This is a genomic window from Shewanella sp. N2AIL (assembly GCF_022690845.1).
GTDB lineage: Bacteria > Pseudomonadota > Gammaproteobacteria > Enterobacterales > Shewanellaceae > Shewanella > Shewanella baltica.
The window spans coordinates 19,003-38,844 of record NZ_JALBYT010000010.1 but is presented as its reverse complement, the minus strand read 5'-3'; the positions used below and the strand labels follow the sequence as shown (position 1 = coordinate 38,844).

Genomic DNA, 19,842 nt, shown 5'->3' with positions numbered 1-19,842 from the left:
CAAGGTGCCAATGGCACCTTGCTTTATATAAAAGTAAAAGCTAAATATCTGCCTAATTATCGCTGAAACTGATACACGCTGCCTAGCTTCATTATTTGCGTGAGCTCATCTAATGCTGTACGTGATTCGATGATTAGCTGAGGGTCAGCAAGATCTTGGGTGGTTAATCTGTCACGGTAATGTTTGTCTACCCAAAGATTTAAACGCGCAAATAAGGCATCATTCATTAAGGTGTGTTGATTTACGGCCGCGACTTCCATCTCATTCATCGCAACACGCAAACGAAGGCAGGCGGGACCGCCGCCGTTTTGCATGCTTTGTTTTACGTCGAAGTAAAGCACTTGCTTGATGGGGGTGTTTAGTGTCAGTAGTTCATTCAAATAGGCAAATACTGTGGGATTTTCTTGGCAATCGGTTGGGGCAACAATGACCATTTCACCAGAGGGAAGCGTGATAATCTGGGTATTGAATAAGTAGCTTTTGACTGCGTCATTAATCGCCACTTTAGCGGTGGGCACTTCAATGAAATACAGTTCTGTATCAAGCTTACGCTTAATTTCATCAATTTTATGTTGGGTATTTAAGAACGCTTGTTCATGGTAGAACAGTACATTTTGGTTACCAACTGCGATAACATCGTTATGGAATACACCTTGATCAATGACATCAGGATTCTGCTGGATGAAGACGCAATTATCCTCTTCCAGCTGATGTAAACGTGCCACTGCCATCGATGCCTCTAAGGTTTGTCTAGCAGGATATTTTTGCGGTTTAGGGGCATTGGGATTGGTGGCTTCTTGCCCATAAACGAACAATTCTACACCGGCATGGCCGTACTCGTTGCATAGTCGTGTATGGTTCGCCGCACCTTCATCACCGAAGCTATTATGCTCAGGTAAGTGACTATGGTGATGAAAATAGTGGGGATCACTGAAAGTTGCTGTTAATATGCGCCCCGTTGTGAGGGGCTCGATGCTGCGATGCAGTTTATCGACTAAATTTGCTGGGGTGAAATGCAGTTTGCCGTCACGCGTATCTGCACTGGGTGAGACAGTTGCGGCATTGGCAGTCCACATACTGGATGCACTGCAGCAGGCATTAAGCAGCACAGGCGCTTCTTTCGCGGCCTGTTTTAATACATTGGCGTCAGAGCCGGAAAATCCAATTCGGCGCAATGTATAGAGGTCTGGGCGCTCTTGAGGGGCTAACATACCTTGAACCATGCCCATATCGGCAAGTGCTTTGGCTTTTTGGAGTCCTTGTTTCGCAGCAGCTTTGGGGTTGGAAACTAAGGCGGCATTGCTGAGCGAGGCGACATTGCCAAAAGACAACCCTGCGTAATTGTGTGTTGGTCCAACGAGTCCATCAAAATTCGCTTCAAAGTGCTTCATTGCTTATCCTTGTGATAGGGAAAGTTATTATTTGTTCATATGGTCCCTGAAGGAACCCAGTATACTGAAGCTTTTCGAGTGCACAAGCGGACGGTTTTGTGCTCAAAGCGACTTTTTCACGATAAATGCATAACTATTTCTTGCTTGCTGGCAAATAATGAAATATTAGTTTTTAATTACGCATATTATATTTTTACATTTTTTCAACTTTGATTAAAAAGTGACTCGCTGGTACATATAAAAGAGGGATTAACTTGAAACTATCAGTACAACCCTCTATATATGGTGCCAATTTCCACCTTCTTGAGATTTTTTGGCGCAAATTAAACTATGGGTAAATCGCTAGTTATTGTCGAATCACCGGCCAAAGCTAAGACTATTAATAAATATCTTGGCAAAGAATTCATCGTTAAATCGAGCGTAGGTCACATCCGTGATCTGCCGACATCATCGACTTCAGAAGGCAATGAAAAGGTTAAATCCGCTGCCGAAGTTAAGAAAATGTCGCCAGAAGAAAAAGCTCAATATAAAAAGGTGAAAGATCAGCAAGCGCTGGTGTCTCGCATGGGCGTAAACCCTGAAAAGGGCTGGGCGGCTAAGTATCAAATTTTGCCGGGCAAAGAAAAGGTCGTTAAAGAACTACAGGCACTTGCCGATTCCGCCGACCAAATCTATCTCGCAACCGACTTAGACCGTGAGGGAGAAGCTATCGCCTGGCATTTGCAAGAGGTGATTGGCGGTGATCCTTCACGGTATCAACGTGTGGTTTTCAACGAAATTACTAAGTCTGCGATTCAAGATGCTTTTAGCAAGCCGTCGACACTCGACACTAACATGGTTAATGCCCAGCAAGCTCGTCGCTTCTTAGACAGAGTTGTCGGTTTTATGGTGTCGCCACTGCTGTGGAAAAAAGTCGCTCGCGGTTTATCCGCTGGACGAGTGCAGTCGGTTGCCGTTCGCTTAGTGGTTGAACGTGAAAGCGAAATTAAAGCCTTTGTACCGGAAGAGTTCTGGGATGTACATGCAGAGCTGAGTACGCCCGCTCAAGAAGCCTTGCGGATGGAAGTGGTTAAGCATTTAGATGCGGCCTTTAATCCTATCAATGAACAGCAAGCGATGGCGGCGGTTCAAGCGTTATCCGCGGCGAGTTTTACCGTGCTGGCCCGCGAAGACAAAGCGACCCAAAGCAAACCTTCTGCGCCCTTTATTACATCGACATTGCAACAGGCGGCGAGTACGCGCTTAGGTTTCGGTGTGAAGAAGACCATGATGATGGCTCAGCGACTTTATGAAGCTGGTCATATCACTTATATGCGTACCGACTCGACCAATTTGAGTCAAGAAGCCGTTGAAAACTTGCGTGATATGATTGCCAAAGAATTTGGTGATAAATATCTACCCGCTGAACCCATTCGTTATGGTTCTAAGGAAGGCGCACAAGAGGCTCACGAAGCGATTCGTCCATCGAACGTTCATGTCCAAGCGGCGACCTTATCGGACATGGAGCGTGACGCTCAGCGCTTATATGAGCTGATTTGGCGACAGTTTGTTTCGTGTCAGATGACGCCAGCCCAATATGATGCCACTAAGTTGACCGTAAAAGCGGGTGACTATGAGCTCAAAGCAACGGGACGTACTTTACGTTTTGATGGTTGGACTCGCGTGCAAACAGCACTCAAGAAGAAAAACGAAGAAGACAATACGTTGCCATTTGTGGCACAAGGCGATGTATTAGCGTTAAAAGAGTTGCAACCTAAACAACACTTTACTAAACCGCCTGCACGATACAGCGAAGCTTCTTTAGTTAAAGAATTAGAAAAACGCGGTATTGGCCGCCCATCGACCTATGCAACTATTATTTCAACGATTCAAGATCGGGGTTATGTAAAAGTTGAGAATCGTCGTTTCTATGCCGAAAAAATGGGTGAAATTGTCAGCGAGCGATTAGTCGGCAGTTTTGCGGATTTAATGAGCTATGACTTTACCGCCAGTATGGAGCAAACATTAGACGATGTGGCTCGCGGCGAATTAGATTGGAAAAAAGTGCTCGATGGCTTCTATGCTGACTTTACTAAGCAATTAGAAAAAGCGGAGCTGGATCCCGAAGAAGGTGGCATGCGTCTTAACCAAATGGTGATGACGGATATCAAGTGCCCAACCTGTGGTCGCCCTATGGGTATTCGTACAGGTACGACTGGTGTTTTCCTGGGTTGCTCTGGTTACGAATTACCTCCCAAAGAGCGCTGTAAGACAACGATGAACCTTACGCCTGGCGTTGAGGCGATTAGCGAAAACAGTGAAGATGCCGAAACAGATGCACTGCGTGCGAAGCACCGCTGTAGTATTTGCGGCACAGCGATGGACAGTTACCTAATTGATGAGAAGCGTAAGCTACACGTCTGTGGTAACAACCCGATTTGTGAAGGCTATGAAGTCGAAGAAGGCCAATTCAAGATCAAAGGCTATGAAGGTCCGCTGATTGAGTGTGATCGCTGTGGCCACGACATGGAACTGAAAAACGGCCGTTTTGGTAAGTATTTTGGTTGTACCAATAGCGAATGTAAAAATACGCGTAAATTACTGAAGAACGGCGAGGCTGCGCCACCAAAAGAAGATCCTATCTATTTGCCTGATCTGAAATGCAGTAAATCGGATGCCCATTTCGTATTACGTGATGGTGCTGCAGGGATCTTCTTAGCGGCCAGTACTTTCCCTAAATCACGGGAAACCCGTGCGCCTCTGGTTGAGGAGCTGGTTCAATACCGCGAGCTGCTGTGGCCTAAGTATCAATATTTAGCAGATGCGCCCGTCACTGATGACGAAGGCAATAAAGCAGCGGTGAAGTTTAGCCGTAAGACGAAAGAGCAATATGTTGCGACTGAAGTCGACGGTAAAGCTACTGGTTGGTCAGCCCATTACGTGAATGGCAAGTGGGTGAGTGAGACTACAAAGAAAGCCAAGAAAAGCGCATAGCGGCGGATTGAGTTAGCTTAACGCCAAGAGAGTAACAAAAAAGCCAAGTCAATTATGACTTGGCTTTTTTGTTTCGATTTTCTTTAGAGACTGATTTGTTGCTGTAGATAATGAGCCAAAAATGTTACTCGCTTTACTCGCACTCACTCACCACGCCCAATAACGCTGAAGAACGAGTGTAAGACGTGCCGCTAATTCAACTTAAAGGTAAGCAAACAGTAACTGATCACCATTTCTTTTTCGGTTGAAACAGCATGTCGATATCATCTTCTTCATTTTTAGGTCTAGGTGCACTGGGTTCAGATTGTTTTTGTGCGCCCATAATCTCATCAAGTAATTGTTTAGCCTCATCCACTTTACGACCAATGAAAGGGTCATTAGGCGTTTGTGCCTTAATCGCGTGCAATGTCGATAGTGCTTTAGTCACCATTTGTTTTGATGAACCATATTGCTTCATAAAACTGGCCGCTCTGGCTCGGGAAAGCATGGAGTCAACATTGATCCTGAGCTGTAAACTGTCAATACGACTTTCTTCCTGAGCAAAAATGCTTGGGTCGACTTTTCCTTTATTATGTTCTGCTCTAAGTATCGCCTTGAGCTTTTTCAAGGTTTGCACTAGCGCTAAAATTTGTTTGTCGTTATCGGGTAGTCTGAAATTCTCAATCGGTGGTGATTGAGGTTGACCAGACTGTAAGGTTGTTATTTGATTGTTGATATCGGCTAGGCGGCGCTGGTAATCAGACTGTTGTTGGCTATTACTAATAGCTGTCGCAGCCTGCAAGGCATCTTGCACGCGACGATACAAAACCAACACAATATTCGTGCTACAAGGCATCATCCCTGTGTTTGATAACACAGCTTCGGTTTCATCGATAATTGCTCTTTGACGGGCAAATTCAATGCGCCGCTCAGCCTCTACGCGTTCTTTTTGTTGTTGTAATACGTTAATTCCGATAACAAGCAGTAAAAGCGCACCGATGAGGATCAGAACCAAGGTGAATGACATAGATGTTCCATTATTTATCCAATTGAGCTAATGCTACAATAAATCAATAAACTAGCATAGTTATCTTAGCCTAGGTTATCATTTCTGTCGTATGAATCTGCAGACTTGTGCTCTATATTCCTATTTGCTTTAAGTTTTACTATATACTATAACGATTGATTATAGCTGAGAGTGCTTTGAGGGCTCAGTTGTTAATGGCATTTTTCGTGTTTGAGACAAGGAAATAAGATGAAACTGCAACAACTCAGGTATATTGCTGAGGTCGTAAAACATAACCTCAATGTATCGGCGACAGCTGAAAACTTGTATACCTCTCAACCTGGGATCAGTAAACAAGTTCGCATGCTTGAAGATGAGTTGGGGATCCAAATATTTGGTCGTAGCGGTAAGCACTTAACCCATGTCACACCTGCGGGTTTGCAAGTGATCAGCATTGCCAATGATATCTTGGGTAAAGTTGAGAGCATTAAAAAAGTTTCTGAGGAATATACTAAGCCCGATCAAGGCGAGTTAAATATTTCCACGACTGACACTCAGGCGCGCTATGCATTGCCGACGATCATTCGGCAGTTTATTGATCGCTACCCTAAAGTGAACTTGCATATGCATCAGGGGACTCCATCGCAGATCAGCGAACAGGCGGCTCGCGGTGATGCGGATTTCGCCATTGCGACTGAAGCAATGCATTTATATTCCGACTTAATTATGTTGCCTTGTTATCATTGGAATCGCTCCATCGTCGTTCCTAAAGATCATCCTCTTGCGACCCGTAGCCCAAATAATTTGATTAGCATCGAAGATTTAGCGCGCTTCCCCTTAGTGACTTATGTCTTTGGTTTTGACCGTGCCTCTGAAATTGAGAAAGCGTTCAATCGCGCCAACTTAGAGCCGCGCGTTGTTTTTAGTGCGACCAGCGCCGATGTGCTGAAAACCTATGTCCGTTTAGGATTAGGTGTCGGTGTGATTGCCTCCATGGCGATTGACCCAAATGTCGATAAAGACTTAGTTGCGATTGATGCTGGCCATTTGTTTGCCCACAGTACGACTAAAATTGGCTTCAGGAAGGGCAGCTTCTTGCGCAGTTATATGTATGATTTTATTCAGCACTTTGCGCCGCATTTAACCCGTGATGTGGTGGAGAAAGCTGTCGCCTTACGGGATCAACAGCTTATCGATGAAATGTTTGCCGATAAAAATCTGCCAATGCGTTAATTGGCGATGATTTACTGACATAAAAATGCCGCTAATATAAGCGGCATTTTTATGGAATAATGTTTAGCTGAAACTTCATTTATAAATCAAGGTATTAAACCTTAGTGCTTAAATCTAATCCCTTAAATCTAGGTGCTTAAATTTAGGTAATAAAAACACTAGCCATGTGGCATTCATAAAGCATAAACATGCATCAAGCTCATCACACATCCTAAGATGTATGCAATTAAGATAAATCGACTTTATCCATCTCAAGCTGAGCAAGTGCTATGACGGCTTGTGTACGGTTACGAACGCCCAGTTTTCTAAAAATGGCAGTCGCGTGCGCTTTTATGGTCGCTTCAGACACGCCAAGATCGTAGGCAATTTGCTTATTTAACAAACCTTCGGCAAACATCTGCAACACTTTATATTGCTGCGGCGTGAGATCGGATAATTTGCTGGCCATTTTATCAACGGCATCGTCATTGATAGAAATAATCTCAGTGCCTTTAGGTAGCCAAATATCACCAAATAACACCGCACTCAGTGCATCTTTAAGGGTTTCCATCGAGGCCGATTTAGGAATAAAACCACTGCTGCCATAATGAATCGCACGGCTAATGGTATTGATATCCTCGTGTGCAGAAATCACTACCACGGGTAAATCGGGATAATGTGAGCGTAGGTGAATAAGTGTGGAGTAGCCGTGGGAACCGGGCATCTGCAAATCTAACAGTACAAGATCGTAATCGACGCTACGGACATCCAACACAGATTGCAGTGCGTCAGCACTGTCGGCTTCAAACCATTGTGCATGCTCAAACGCTGTGGTCAGTGCTTGACGTAGTGCATTTCTGAACAATGGGTGATCGTCTGCGATAATAATATTTAAGTTTTCTAGCTTCATGGCTTTTATGATTATGTTCGGTGCGCGTGAAGATTGAACTCAATGTAACAGAAAAGTAATCAAGGTTCCTATTGCTTTATTCATGAATAAGGACAAATTTTTGATATGTTTCTGGTTGTTAGACTTTGGTCGGTGTTTTGCAAAATATTTTTGAATCGCACGATAGTAATGAAAAGCCCGAGATAACGGGCCGTTCTGTATCTTTACATCGTCTACAAACTACTCGTATGTCCACACTTGAGTGGGATTTCGTTGTTCGTCAACCGCAACAAAGGTGAACACCCCGCGTATGGCATGCTCTCGGTGATCTTGATACATGTCTTCGACATAGATGTTCACTTCAACTTTCAATGAAGTGTTACCAACATGGATCACCCGCGCGATCAGTTCAGCTAATGTGCCTGCGGGGATAGGTTTTTTAAAATCGATTCTATCAGAACTCACCGTTACTAAGGTTTTACGGCAAAAACGAGTTGCAGCAATAAAGGCCGTTTCATCCATCCACGCTAAAGCTTCTCCACCAAATAAGGTATTGTGATGGTTGGTGATGGATGGAAATACCGCTTTGATTACCCGCGCTTCAGAGGAGTCGATTCGCGTTTGAATCGCTTCAGGAAATTGTGCTTCAGGGGTTTCGGTTCGTGAGGTATTTTCGGTGTTTGGAGAAATGGGCGTAAGCGACATACAGCAACCTAAGGTAATGCAGCAAATAAGGCAGAATTATAGAGATTTTTAATTCTTAAAGATAGAAAACCACTTCACTTTGAGCCTCTAGCAAATTTTATTGTCGGTTTATTACTAACCTTATTAAGAGGCTTTGCATAGCAGATAATATTTTAAACTCTTTGTTTAAGTATAAGTCATTAAAAGTAATGTGATATTTAAAATTTTTCATATCTAGTTATTTAATATAACACTTTAAAGGTTAACAAATTACTTACATTGAGCTACCTTGAATATTCCGCAGTAACCCCTTTGTTGTCATCTGACGTTGTATGTGCTCGTGTAAAGGACTATTTCGGTAACATACTATAATAAAAGAGGATTTCAACATGATCTGTAATATACCTTGGGTAATGAAGCAACAGCGATTCGCGTGGTTAATGGCCACAGCTATGGCGGGTTTCAGTTATTCTCAAACGGCTGCAGCAGTGAGTTGCCAAGACATAGCAGCTTGGAACAGTAGCCAAATCTATGCAACCGTCACGCCTGTAACCTACGATAATTATCTCTATCAAAATAAGTGGTGGACCCAGAATGAAAACCCGAGCCAAACAGGGCAGTGGGGCGTATGGGAAAACAAAGGCGTGTGTGATAGAGCGCAAAACCAAGCCCCTACACTGGTTATCTTGCAGCCGCAAAAAAATGTGAGTGTGAATTTAGGGGATGTTGTCGTGCTGCAGGCCGATGCATCTGATGTTGACGGTACCGTTTCGAGCGTAAATTGGTTTGCTAATGGTCAGGCGGTAACGAGCCCTTGGACGACTAATGCGATCGGCAGTGTTCAGCTTAAAGCGGTAGCGACCGATGACAAAGGTGCGACGACCGAGAAAAGTGTTGTGCTAACCGTTATCAATGCTACGAGTGAAAACTTACCGCCTTCGACAGAAATTTTGTCACCTCTTAATGACAGCGCTGTCGCTATCGGCGACTCAGTAACCATTAGCGCGAATGCGAGCGATCCTGATACGGGTGATAGCATTACTAAAGTTGAGTTTTATCTTGATAGTCAATTGATTGCGACTGATAACAGTGCACCCTATTCGGCAACGTGGCAGGCCGTTGGAGTCGGTGAGCATCAAATACAAACCCGTGCCTACGATAGTCACAATGCCAGTGGCTTGTCGGCAATCATCAAACTCAATGTTGTCGCAGCTAATCAAGCGCCAAGCGTGACATTAACCGCGCCGCAGGCCAACTTTCAAACAGATTTAGGCACGGTGTTATCACTCGCAGCAACTGCGACTGACAGTGATGGCGATGTGGCCAGCGTGCGCTTTTATGCTAACGGTGTGCTCGTTGCTGAAGATGCAACCGCGCCATACAGTGCACAATGGACTGCCATTGAAAACGGCGACATTCGTTTCACCGCTGAGGCTATCGATAATCTTGGCCTGACAACATTATCAACCGCTGTCATCGGCCGAGTAGGTCAAGCACCAACCGATAATGAGGCTTGCCGTCCTGAAGGTTTAGTGGGTGATTCAGTCTATTGCGATGTGTACGATGAACAGGGCCGCGAAAAAATGGGTAGCGATCACGCCCGCCGCGTTATCGGTTACTTTACTTCGTGGCGCACGGGTAAAAATGGCCAGCCGAGTTATCTCGCAAGTGATATTCCGTGGGATAAAATTACTCACATCAATTATGCATTTGCGCATATTGATTCGAATAACAAGGTCTCTATTGGCGACCCCAATAGTGTCACGAACGCGGCAACAGGATTAGAGTGGCCGGGCGTTGCAGGCGCTGAGATGGATCCCGAGTTTAATTACAAAGGCCATTTTAACTTACTCAATAAGTATAAAAAACGCCATCCAAACGTTAAGACTTTAATCTCGATTGGTGGCTGGGCTGAAACGGGCGGTTATTTTGATGATAACGGCAATCGTGTTGCCAGTGGTGGTTTCTATGAGATGACTCAGACGACGCAAGGGATTGAAACCTTTGCCGATTCTGTGGTGATGTTCTTACGCACTTACAGCTTTGATGGGGCGGATATCGACTATGAGTACGCGACATCAATGGCTAAATCCGGTAATCCTGATGATTTTGCGATATCAGAGCCAAAGCGCGCGACCTTGTTCAAACAGTACGAGCTGCTGATGAAAACCCTGCGTGAAAAACTCGATGCAGCCAGCAAGCAAGATGGTAAGCACTATATGTTAACCGTTGCAGCGCCAGCATCGGGCTATTTGTTACGTGGGATGGAGGCGTATCAGATGACTCGTTATCTCGATTACGTCAATATTATGAGCTATGACTTGCACGGCGCGTGGAATGATTTTGTCGGTCACAATGCGGCGCTGTTTGACACTGGTACAGATGCAGAGCTTGCGCATTGGGATGTTTATAGTACGGAGCAGTATGGCGGCATTGGTTATCTCAATACCGATTGGGCATACCATTATTTCCGCGGTTCTATGCCAGCAGGGCGGATCAATATCGGTATTCCTTACTATACGCGTGGTTGGCAAAATGTCAGTGGTGGCACTAACGGCCTATGGGGCTTAGCGGCATATCCGGATCAAACGGCTTGTCCTGTGGGTACGGGTGATGGGGCGTCAAACTGTGGTTACGGTGCTCAAGGAATTGATAACCTCTGGCACGATAGTGATGTACGTGGCGATGAGATGTTCGCAGGCTCTAACCCTATGTGGCATGCTAAAAACTTGGAGCTCGGTATCAGCGGCAGTTATTTAAGCCTTTATGGATTAGATCCGCAAACGAATGTCGCCGATCGACTGACGGGCACCTATGAGCGCCACTACGACGCTGTGGCAGAATCTTCATGGTTATGGAACCCTATAAAAAAGGTGTACCTGTCTACTGAAGATGAGCAAGCTATGGCGCGCAAAGTGCAATATGTGGTCGATAACGGCATTGGCGGCGTCATGTTCTGGGAATTAGCGGGTGACTTCGGCTGGTATCCAGAGCGTAATAATGGTCAGGGTGAGTTCTTTGTCGGTGATACTATGACCAGCATTGCGTACAACGGATTTGCGCAAGCAACCCCGTATGGTAATCGCACCAGCAATCAGGTAATACCATCACAAACATTGGCCTTAACGGCAAGCTTATCTGGCTATAAAGTGGGCGACAGTAACTATCCGATTACGCCAACCTTAACCATCACCAATAATAGCCAAGTGACTATACCCGGCGGTGCTGAGTTTGAATTTGATATTTCAACTTCAACCTCAGCCGAAATTGCCGATCAATCGGGTATGGGGTTAACTGTAGTAACGGATGGTTCCAATGTGGCAGGAAATAACGTGGGCGGGTTGGAGAATGATTTCCACCATGTTCGCTTTATCTTGCCAACCTGGAAAAGTCTCGCACCTGGGGCAACGTTTGACGGCACGATTAAGTACTATTTGCCTGTCTCTATGCCATCAAACTTTACTGTGAGTTTTTATGGCACTCGATATGGATTTGGTGCGGCGAGTTCCGTTGTTCCACCTGTGGATTGTGCTGCAAATCCAAGTTTACCTGAATGCCAAGTACCTGTGGTGGATAGTTGTGAAGCGGCGAATGTCGATACTGCGGGTATTCCTGCTTATCCAAATTTCCCGCAAAAGGACTATCAGGGAAATCCAAGTCATGCAGCAACGGGCGATCGGATGAAAAGCAGTAGCGCTGTTTACCAAGCTAAGTGGTGGACCAACGCGGCACCTGGAACTTCTGCAGATTGGGCGTTTGTGTGTAATCTATAACATTGTTTATGCACTATAAAAGCGTGCAAAGCCGTCAGTCGTAGTGTGCTACTGTCGGCTATCAATACAATGGGTATTAAACCGCTCTTAATAAAAAAACCGATCAAAGATCGGTTTTTTTATTGGAAAATGTATATCGCTTCGGACATATTCTTCGAGCATCAGGCTTATTTTGCTAACAGTGCTTTTCGCTCGCGGGAAGCGGCTGCCAGTTTACGCAGCAGGACTTCTGAGTCATCCCAATGTAAGCAGGCATCTGTGATGCTTTGGCCATAACAGAGTGGTTGGTCTGCAACGACTTTCTGGTTGCCTTCCTGTAAGAAGCTTTCAGCCATAATACCGGCGATGGCAGTGCTGCCTGCCCGCATTTGCGCCATGATTGCATCGGCAACGTTAAGCTGCTTAAGGTGGTTCTTTTCACTATTACCGTGGCTGAAATCAACCACCATACGTTGAGTGACCCCAACAGAGGCAAGTTGTTGACGTGCTTTTTCGATATCTTCGGCGTGGTAATTAGGTGTTTTGCCGCCGCGCAGAATGATATGACCAAACGGATTACCGTGGGTACGATAAACCGCCATCGCGCCATCTTTATCCGGTGAATAGAAAATATGTGGAACTTGCGCGGCGCGCACTGCATCAACGGCGATATTGATATTGCCATCGGTACCATTTTTAAAACCAACAGGACAAGACAGTGCCGAGGCCATTTCACGGTGAACTTGGCTTTCAGTGGTGCGTGCGCCAATTGCGCCCCAAGTAATCAGATCGGCGATGTACTGACCGTTCACCATATCTAAAAATTCGGTGGCAATAGGCAATTTTAATTCAGTGATTTGTTGCAGCAACTCGCGAGCAATACGTAGGCCTTTGTTTGGCTCGAAACTGCCATCAAGATCGGGATCAGAAATTAATCCTTTCCAGCCGACAATCGTGCGAGGTTTCTCAAAATAGACCCGCATTAAGATGCACAAATCATCTTTCAATTCTTGATGTAATGCGGCTAAGCGCTGCGCATAATCTAATGCCGCTTTGGTATCGTGTATTGAGCATGGGCCTATGATCACCAATAGACGTTGATCTTCACCCATAATAATGGCTTCGACTTCACGACGTTGCTGAACCAGATAATCGGCTGCATCTTGAGTTAATGGGAACTCAGATGCCAGTTGCGCAGGTGAGATGACTTTTGCTAATAAGGAAGTGCGTAGTTCGTCTGTTTTTATGGTCATTCAAAATACCGAGCTTGCGTGCGGCGCTTTTCGCCAGATTGCCTCGGATTATAACGAATCGAACCGAGTTGCACAGCGCCAATTGTGTTAATTGTCGGCAACTGTGCAATGAATTTGATTTAAGTTAGATTCAATTAAGCTAAATTCACTCGGTTTATCTTGCTGCTTTTTGCTCTACAAGCTTAGAACATGTGCCGTTCTAGGCCCGTGACATCCAATATTTTGGTGGCAATTTCTTCCACTGAATGATTCGTTGTATCTATATAAGGAATGCGTTCACGTTTAAATAGCATTTCCACTTCTTTGACTTCTAAGCGGCACTGCTTGAGTGACGAGTAGCGGCTGTTTTCCATTCTGCTTTGGCGGATCTCATGTAAACGCACAGGATCAATCGTCAAGCCAAACAGTTTTTTCTTATTGCGTTTCAGCGCGTCGGGTAACTTAAGGTTATCCATATCATCTTCGGTGAAAGGGTAGTTCGCGGCTTTGATGCCAAACTGCATCGACAAATACAGGCTTGATGGCGTTTTGCCGCAGCGAGACACCCCAAGTAAAACCAGATCGGCTTGATCCATGTGTTTCATGGTCTGGCCATCATCATTATCCATGGCGAAATTAATCGCATCAATACGCGCTTCATAGCCGTGATTCGCTTTTCCATGGGTACGATGTAGCACTGGCGAAGCTGAAACCCCTAAATGTTGTTCGAGTGGGGCCACAAAAGTATTCAAAAAATCATAATCTAAGCCTTCACTCGAGTAGATGATGTCGCGGATCTCCGCTTTTACGATCGAATGGAATACTAACGGCCGCTCACCTGTTGTAATAAAACAATCATTAATTTGTCGCTTAACTTGCTCCGCTTTCGTCAAAGTTTCGACGAATGGAATTGTAAGTGACTCAAATTCTAATGGAAATTGCGAGAGAACCGCATGACCAAAAACTTCAGCTGTGATCGCTGTCCCGTCGGAGATATAGAATACTTTTGGTGCCATACTGACCTCTTGTAGTAATAAAATTACAAATAAAATTATAGATTTACGCGTGTTCGACAGGAGTGTAAAATGCCGCTGCCCTCGTGTGAAGGGGCCACTGAAATAAACTTGCGGAGATAGAACTGTGCAGCAATACGTACTCTGGTATCAAGAATTAGGCATGGGTGACGTCAACTTAGTTGGCGGTAAAAATGCTTCTCTAGGCGAGATGATCAGCAATCTGGCCAATGCCGGTGTTCAAGTACCTGGCGGATTTGCGACAACTTCCCATGCGTTCAACGAGTTCCTTGAACAAAGCGGAGTTAACCAGAAGATTTATGACATTCTAGCCACACTGGATGTAGATGATGTCAATGCGCTGGCTAAAGTAGGTGCACAGATCAGGCAGTGGGTTATCGACACCCCATTTCAACCAGCATTAGAGCAAGCCATTCGTGAAGCTTACGATAAACTTGCCGCTGAAACTAGCGAAGCGTCATTCGCGGTACGTTCTTCTGCAACAGCTGAAGATATGCCAGATGCGTCTTTTGCGGGTCAGCAAGAAACTTTCCTAAACGTTAAAGGTTTTGAATCTGTACTGACGGCTATCAAGCACGTTTACGCCTCACTCTTTAACGACCGCGCGATTTCTTACCGTGTTCACCAAGGTTACGAACATCACGGTGTTGCCTTGTCTGCTGGCGTGCAACGCATGGTTCGTTCAGACAAAGCGGCTTCAGGTGTGATGTTCACTATGGACACTGAATCTGGCAATAACGATGTCGTGTTTATCACTTCATCTTTTGGTCTGGGTGAAATGGTTGTTCAAGGCGCGGTAAACCCTGATGAATTTTATGTTCATAAACCCATTTTAGCCTTAGGTCATAAGGCTGTTGTGCGCCGTAATATCGGTAGCAAGCTCATCCAAATGGTGTATTCAGATGATGCTGCTCACGGCAAACAAGTCAAAATTGAAGATGTTGCAAGTGAGCAACGCCGTCAATTCTCAATCAATGACGCTGAAGTTGAAGAGTTGGCAAAACAAGCTGTGATTATCGAGCAACACTATGGTCGTCCAATGGACATCGAGTGGGCAAAAGACGGTAACGACGGCAAATTGTATATCGTTCAAGCGCGTCCAGAAACGGTTCGTAGCCGTGAAGATGTGCAATTGATTGAGCGTTATCATTTAAAGAGCCGTGGCGCTGTGATCTGTGAAGGTCGCGCTATCGGTCATAAAGTGGGAACCGGCGTAGCCAAAGTATTAACGTCAATCGCCGATATGGATCAAATCCAACCAGGTGACGTGTTAGTGACTGACATGACAGATCCAGATTGGGAACCTATCATGAAGCGCGCAAGTGCTATCGTCACAAACCGTGGCGGTCGTACCTGTCACGCGGCGATTATCGCCCGCGAATTGGGTGTGCCAGCTGTCGTAGGTTGTGGTGACGTGACTGACCGTATCAAGAATGGTCAAATCGTGACTGTTTCTTGCGCTGAGGGTGATACTGGCTTTATCTACGAAGGTAAACAAGAGTTTGAAGTGATTTCAAACCGTGTTGACTCTTTGCCAGAACTGCCAATGAAAATCATGATGAACGTGGGTAACCCTGATCGTGCATTTGATTTCGCCCGTTTGCCAAACGAAGGCGTGGGTCTAGCGCGTTTAGAATTCATCATCAACCGTATGATCGGTATTCATCCAAAGGCACTGCTTGAGTTCAATCAACAGGACGCTGCGCTGCAAACTGAAATCAACGAGATGATCGCAGGTTATGAATCACCGGTTGAGTTCTACATTGCCCGTCTGGTTGAAGGTATTGCGACTATCGGTTCTGCTTTCTATCCGAAGAAAGTGATCGTACGTATGTCAGACTTTAAGTCTAACGAATACGCAAACTTAGTTGGCGGTGACAGATACGAACCAGAAGAAGAGAACCCTATGCTGGGCTTCCGCGGTGCAAGTCGTTATATCTCTGAATCGTTCCGTGACTGTTTTGCCTTAGAGTGTGAAGCGATCAAACGTGTTCGTAACGACATGGGTCTTAAAAACGTTGAAGTCATGATACCGTTCGTACGTACAGTGAAAGAAGCTGAACAAGTGATTGGCCTGCTGAAAGAGCAAGGTTTAGAGCGCGGTAAAGATGGTTTACGCGTCATCATGATGTGTGAAGTGCCTTCAAACGCCCTGTTAGCAGACCAATTCCTTGAGCATTTCGATGGTTTCTCTATCGGCTCAAACGATTTAACTCAGCTGACACTCGGTCTTGACCGTGACTCAGGTATCATCAGCCACTTATTTGATGAGCGTGATGAAGCCGTTAAAATGCTACTTTCTTTAGCCATTAAAGCGGCTAAAACTAAGGGCGCATACATAGGTATTTGTGGTCAAGGTCCTTCAGATCACGCCGATTTTGCGGCTTGGTTAGTTGAGCAGGGCATAGATACCGTATCGTTAAATCCAGACACTGTGATTGATACTTGGTTGTATTTAGCCGAAGCTCACGGTTGATCTAGATTGTAATTTTATAAACTTGTTAAAAAAGCCGCTTTTTAGCGGCTTTTTTTTGTTTATAATGGCGCCATAACGATAATTGACAGAAGCTATCTATGCTACCCCTGCTATCACATCAACAAACATTAGAGCCAGTGTATTTGGCATACCTTGATGCACTGGAGCAAAGTGAGTATTCCGGTGATATAGACAAACGTTACAGCGCACGTTTAGTGCAAGCAACGGACAACTCTGTATATCAATTCTTACCTCAAGCTGTGTTATATCCTAAAAATCAGCAGGATATCCAAATTGCATTGACACTGGCTGCTACGGACGCATTTCGCAGCGTGACGTTTAGTGCGCGTGGCGGCGGTACCGGTACCAACGGACAATCCCTTACCCATGGTTTGATTTTGGATGTGTCGCGTTACATGGATCGCGTGCTCGAAGTGAATGCTGAGCAAGGTTGGGTACGAGTTGAAGCTGGCGTCGTTAAAGATGCACTTAACGATGCATTGCGTCCCCATGGATTCTTTTTTAGTCCCGATTTATCCACCTCAAACCGCGCCACAATTGGCGGTATGATTAATACCGATGCCTCGGGTGCGGGTTCATTGGTCTACGGTAAGACGTCAGATCACGTGCTGGCGCTGCGTAGTGTGTTGATTGATGGCAGTGTGCTGGATACGCATTCCCTAGACGCTGGACTACTGTGCAACCCCGATAACGTCAGTGATAATCCGCTGGGGCAGAAACTGATTTCTGCTGTGGCGGCGGTATGCCGCGAAAAGCGCACTCAAATTGAAAACCAATTTCCTAAGCTCAACCGTTTCCTCACTGGCTATGACTTAAAACACGTGTGGAACGACAACCTGACGCAATTCGATTTATCACGGATTTTGACAGGTTCAGAGGGCACGCTTGCGGTGATAACCGAAGCTAAACTCAATCTCACCCCGCTGCCGACTGAGCGCGCGATGGTGAACATTAAGTACGATTCGTTCCAATCGGCATTGCGTCATGCGCCATCCTTAGTTGCCGCGCGGGCGACTGTGGTCGAAACCGTCGATTCAAAAGTGCTTAATTTAGCCCGCGAAGATATAGTCTGGCACTCGGTATCTGATCTGATCCAAGAAGTGCCGGGTAAAGTCATCGACGGCCTCAATATGGTCGAATTTGCTGGCGACACAGTAGAGGTTGAGCAAAAGCTTGCGAGTCTTGAAGCTGTCTTGACTGAGCAGATCAGCAAAGGCGAGTGCGGCGTATTGGGCTACCAAGTAACACAAGATAAGCCAAGCATCGAAAAAATCTACGGCATGCGCAAAAAAGCCGTTGGCTTATTGGGCGCCACTAAAGGACGTCGTAAACCTATCGCCTTTGCGGAAGATACTGCGGTGCCGCCCGAAAAACTCGCCGACTATATTATGGAGTTTCGTGCAGTACTCGATGGCCATAATCTGCAATACGGTATGTTCGGTCATGTGGATGCGGGCGTGTTGCATGTTCGGCCAGCACTTGATATGTGCGATGTTGAAGATGAAAAACTATTGCGGGTGATTTCTGATCAAGTCGCAGCACTGACGCTTAAATACGGCGGCCTGATGTGGGGCGAGCACGGTAAAGGTGTGCGCGGTGAATACGGTCCATCTGTCTTTGGTAATGAACTATACGGCGTTCTACAAGATATCAAAGGCTTGTTCGATCCCGACAACCGACTCAACCCTGGTAAGCTGGTGGCACCTAAACATACTGGCGCCCTCTATTACGATATCGACAGTGCTAAGCGCGGTAAGTTTGACCGACAAATCCCCATCGAAGTACGTGATGCATTCCCCGATGTGATGAACTGTAACGGCAACGGCCTGTGTTTTAACTACAGCAGCTATTCGCCCATGTGTCCGTCGTTTAAGGTGACGGGTGACAGAGTGCAGTCGCCAAAGGGGCGTGCAGGGCTTATGAGAGAATGGCTAAGGCTACTTGAGGCTGAAGGGGTTGATGTCAACGCACTGGCAAAAGCAAAGCCCTTAGGTTTGCTGCAGCGCGTTCAAAATACCCTGAACGCCCAGCGCGATTATGATTATTCCCACGAAGTGATGGAATCGCTCAAGGGCTGTTTGGCCTGTAAAGCCTGTTCTGGGCAATGTCCTGTCAAAGTGGATGTGCCTAAGTTTAGGGCGCAGTTCTTTAATATTTACTATCAACGCTATTTAAGACCGGCGAAGGACTATCTTGTTGCAGGTATCGAAGATAGCTTGCCATTAATGGCCGCTGCACCGCGTCTTACCAACTTTGCCGCGCAAAATCCATTGAGCCAATGGGTGATTAAAAAGGCGATTGGTTACGTGGACGCGCCTGCGTTATCTGTGCCGACCTTGAAGCAAAGACTCGATGGTCATGCAAGCCGTGGTTACGACTTAGCTGCACTGCAGGCTATCCCAGAAGAGGCGCGCTCACAGTTTGTGCTGGTGGTGCAAGATCCCTTTAACAGTTTCTATGACTCAGGTCTTGTGCTGCGCTTTATCCAGTTGATTGAAAAGCTTGGTTTAAAACCCGTGTTGTTGCCCTATAAACCCAATGGTAAGCCAACGCATATCAAGGGATTTTTAGATAAGTTCGCAAAAACGGCGCAGTCGAGTGCGGACTTTTTGAACCAAGTCCATAAACTGGGCATGCCGATGGTCGGCATCGATCCAGCCTTAGTCTTGTGTTATCGCGACGAATACCGTGAAGTCTTAGGCGCTAATCGCGGTAATTTTGAGGTCAAGCTAGCCAACGAATGGCTACTTAATGTCATCAAAGATTTACCTGCCAAAGCTGCGCAAGGTAAGCAATATACCTGGTTTAGTCATTGCACTGAATCGACGGCCAAGCCAAATACCGCTAATGAATGGACTAAAATCTTTGCCCATTTTGGTGCTAAGTTAACCGCAGTCAATTTAGGTTGTTGTGGTATGGCGGGAACCTACGGCCATGAGGCGGAAAACCTAGAGCGCTCTAAAGCCTTGTTTGAGATGTCTTGGCAGCAAACTCTCGCTAAGATTGAACAGCCGCAAGTGTTAGTGTCGGGCTATTCTTGCCGTACTCAAGTGAAACGTTTTGCCGGTTACAAGCCAAAACATCCACTTGAGGCCTTGCTTGAGTTAGCAAATATCTAGTGGTGTTTATCGCTTAGCTTCGCCAGTGAGCTTGTCATTATCCTCACTGGCATATCTAAGTGTTGAATGTCACA

General features: G+C 45.8%; 11 protein-coding genes. 5 read left to right on the top strand and 6 right to left on the bottom strand.

The window, feature by feature from the left end:
- Window positions 1-56 precede the first annotated feature (56 nt).
- Window positions 57-1,391, bottom strand: a complete 1,335-nt coding sequence (gene astB, locus MO387_RS08020; RefSeq protein WP_107947869.1) for an N-succinylarginine dihydrolase — start codon at window positions 1,389-1,391, stop codon at window positions 57-59.
- 330 nt (window positions 1,392-1,721) lie between these two features.
- Here astB and topA point away from each other — a divergent pair, with 330 nt between their 5' ends.
- Window positions 1,722-4,364 carry a type I DNA topoisomerase gene (gene topA / locus MO387_RS08015; protein WP_006086246.1) on the top strand — a complete coding sequence of 881 codons (2,643 nt, stop codon included), beginning with the start codon at window positions 1,722-1,724 and terminating at the stop codon, window positions 4,362-4,364.
- A 226-nt stretch (window positions 4,365-4,590) separates the two neighbouring features.
- Here topA and zomB read toward each other — a convergent pair whose 3' ends face one another.
- Entirely contained in the window at window positions 4,591-5,370 is a 780-nt protein-coding gene (gene zomB / locus MO387_RS08010) for a flagellar motor control protein ZomB (protein ID WP_006086247.1), read from the bottom strand.
- Window positions 5,371-5,598: 228 nt separating this feature from the next.
- On the opposite strand from zomB, the gene cysB reads away from it, so the two are divergent.
- A complete protein-coding gene (gene cysB / locus MO387_RS08005; RefSeq protein ID WP_006081957.1) occupies window positions 5,599-6,582 on the top strand; it encodes an HTH-type transcriptional regulator CysB in 984 nt (327 codons plus the stop codon).
- A 226-nt stretch (window positions 6,583-6,808) separates the two neighbouring features.
- Here the strand turns inward: cysB and MO387_RS08000 are convergent, their stop codons facing one another.
- Together MO387_RS08000 and MO387_RS07995 are read right to left on the bottom strand one after the other, a co-directional pair.
- On the bottom strand, window positions 6,809-7,471 hold the full coding sequence (locus MO387_RS08000) for a response regulator transcription factor (RefSeq protein WP_107947867.1): 663 nt from the start codon (window positions 7,469-7,471) through the stop codon (window positions 6,809-6,811).
- A 219-nt stretch (window positions 7,472-7,690) separates the two neighbouring features.
- Entirely contained in the window at window positions 7,691-8,155 is a 465-nt protein-coding gene (locus MO387_RS07995; RefSeq protein ID WP_006081955.1) for an acyl-CoA thioesterase, read from the bottom strand.
- Between the two features lie 368 nt (window positions 8,156-8,523).
- Between MO387_RS07995 and MO387_RS07990 the strand changes: the two genes are divergently transcribed.
- A complete protein-coding gene (locus tag MO387_RS07990; protein WP_107947866.1) occupies window positions 8,524-11,907 on the top strand; it encodes a glycosyl hydrolase family 18 protein in 3,384 nt (1,127 codons plus the stop codon).
- A 167-nt stretch (window positions 11,908-12,074) separates the two neighbouring features.
- On the opposite strand, the gene MO387_RS07985 is transcribed toward MO387_RS07990, so the two are convergent.
- Both MO387_RS07985 and MO387_RS07980 read right to left on the bottom strand, forming a co-directional pair.
- Window positions 12,075-13,139, bottom strand: a complete 1,065-nt coding sequence (locus MO387_RS07985; RefSeq protein WP_107947864.1) for a 3-deoxy-7-phosphoheptulonate synthase — start codon at window positions 13,137-13,139, stop codon at window positions 12,075-12,077.
- Between the two features lie 182 nt (window positions 13,140-13,321).
- Window positions 13,322-14,134: a pyruvate, water dikinase regulatory protein gene (locus tag MO387_RS07980; protein WP_006081952.1), complete on the bottom strand. Its 813-nt coding sequence runs from the start codon at window positions 14,132-14,134 to the stop codon at window positions 13,322-13,324.
- Window positions 14,135-14,258: 124 nt separating this feature from the next.
- Between MO387_RS07980 and ppsA the strand changes: the two genes are divergently transcribed.
- Together ppsA and MO387_RS07970 are read left to right on the top strand one after the other, a co-directional pair.
- Entirely contained in the window at window positions 14,259-16,628 is a 2,370-nt protein-coding gene (ppsA, locus tag MO387_RS07975) for a phosphoenolpyruvate synthase (RefSeq protein WP_006081951.1), read from the top strand.
- 98 nt (window positions 16,629-16,726) lie between these two features.
- Window positions 16,727-19,768: an FAD-binding and (Fe-S)-binding domain-containing protein gene (locus MO387_RS07970; RefSeq protein WP_107947862.1), complete on the top strand. Its 3,042-nt coding sequence runs from the start codon at window positions 16,727-16,729 to the stop codon at window positions 19,766-19,768.
- Window positions 19,769-19,842: the final 74 nt, after the last annotated feature.

What these genes read in the sequence shown, in the direction of transcription:
- astB (WP_107947869.1), bottom strand. Translation starts at nt 1,391, where the DNA reads ATGAAGCACTTTGAAGCGAATTTTGATGGACTCGTTGGACCAACACAC.
- MO387_RS07980 (WP_006081952.1), bottom strand. Translation starts at nt 14,134, where the DNA reads ATGGCACCAAAAGTATTCTATATCTCCGACGGGACAGCGATCACAGCT.
- MO387_RS07970 (WP_107947862.1), top strand. Translation starts at nt 16,727, where the DNA reads ATGCTACCCCTGCTATCACATCAACAAACATTAGAGCCAGTGTATTTG.
- MO387_RS07985 (WP_107947864.1), bottom strand. Translation starts at nt 13,139, where the DNA reads ATGACCATAAAAACAGACGAACTACGCACTTCCTTATTAGCAAAAGTC.
- zomB (WP_006086247.1), bottom strand. Translation starts at nt 5,370, where the DNA reads ATGTCATTCACCTTGGTTCTGATCCTCATCGGTGCGCTTTTACTGCTT.
- MO387_RS07995 (WP_006081955.1), bottom strand. Translation starts at nt 8,155, where the DNA reads ATGTCGCTTACGCCCATTTCTCCAAACACCGAAAATACCTCACGAACC.
- MO387_RS08000 (WP_107947867.1), bottom strand. Translation starts at nt 7,471, where the DNA reads ATGAAGCTAGAAAACTTAAATATTATTATCGCAGACGATCACCCATTG.
- cysB (WP_006081957.1), top strand. Translation starts at nt 5,599, where the DNA reads ATGAAACTGCAACAACTCAGGTATATTGCTGAGGTCGTAAAACATAAC.
- topA (WP_006086246.1), top strand. Translation starts at nt 1,722, where the DNA reads ATGGGTAAATCGCTAGTTATTGTCGAATCACCGGCCAAAGCTAAGACT.
- MO387_RS07990 (WP_107947866.1), top strand. Translation starts at nt 8,524, where the DNA reads ATGATCTGTAATATACCTTGGGTAATGAAGCAACAGCGATTCGCGTGG.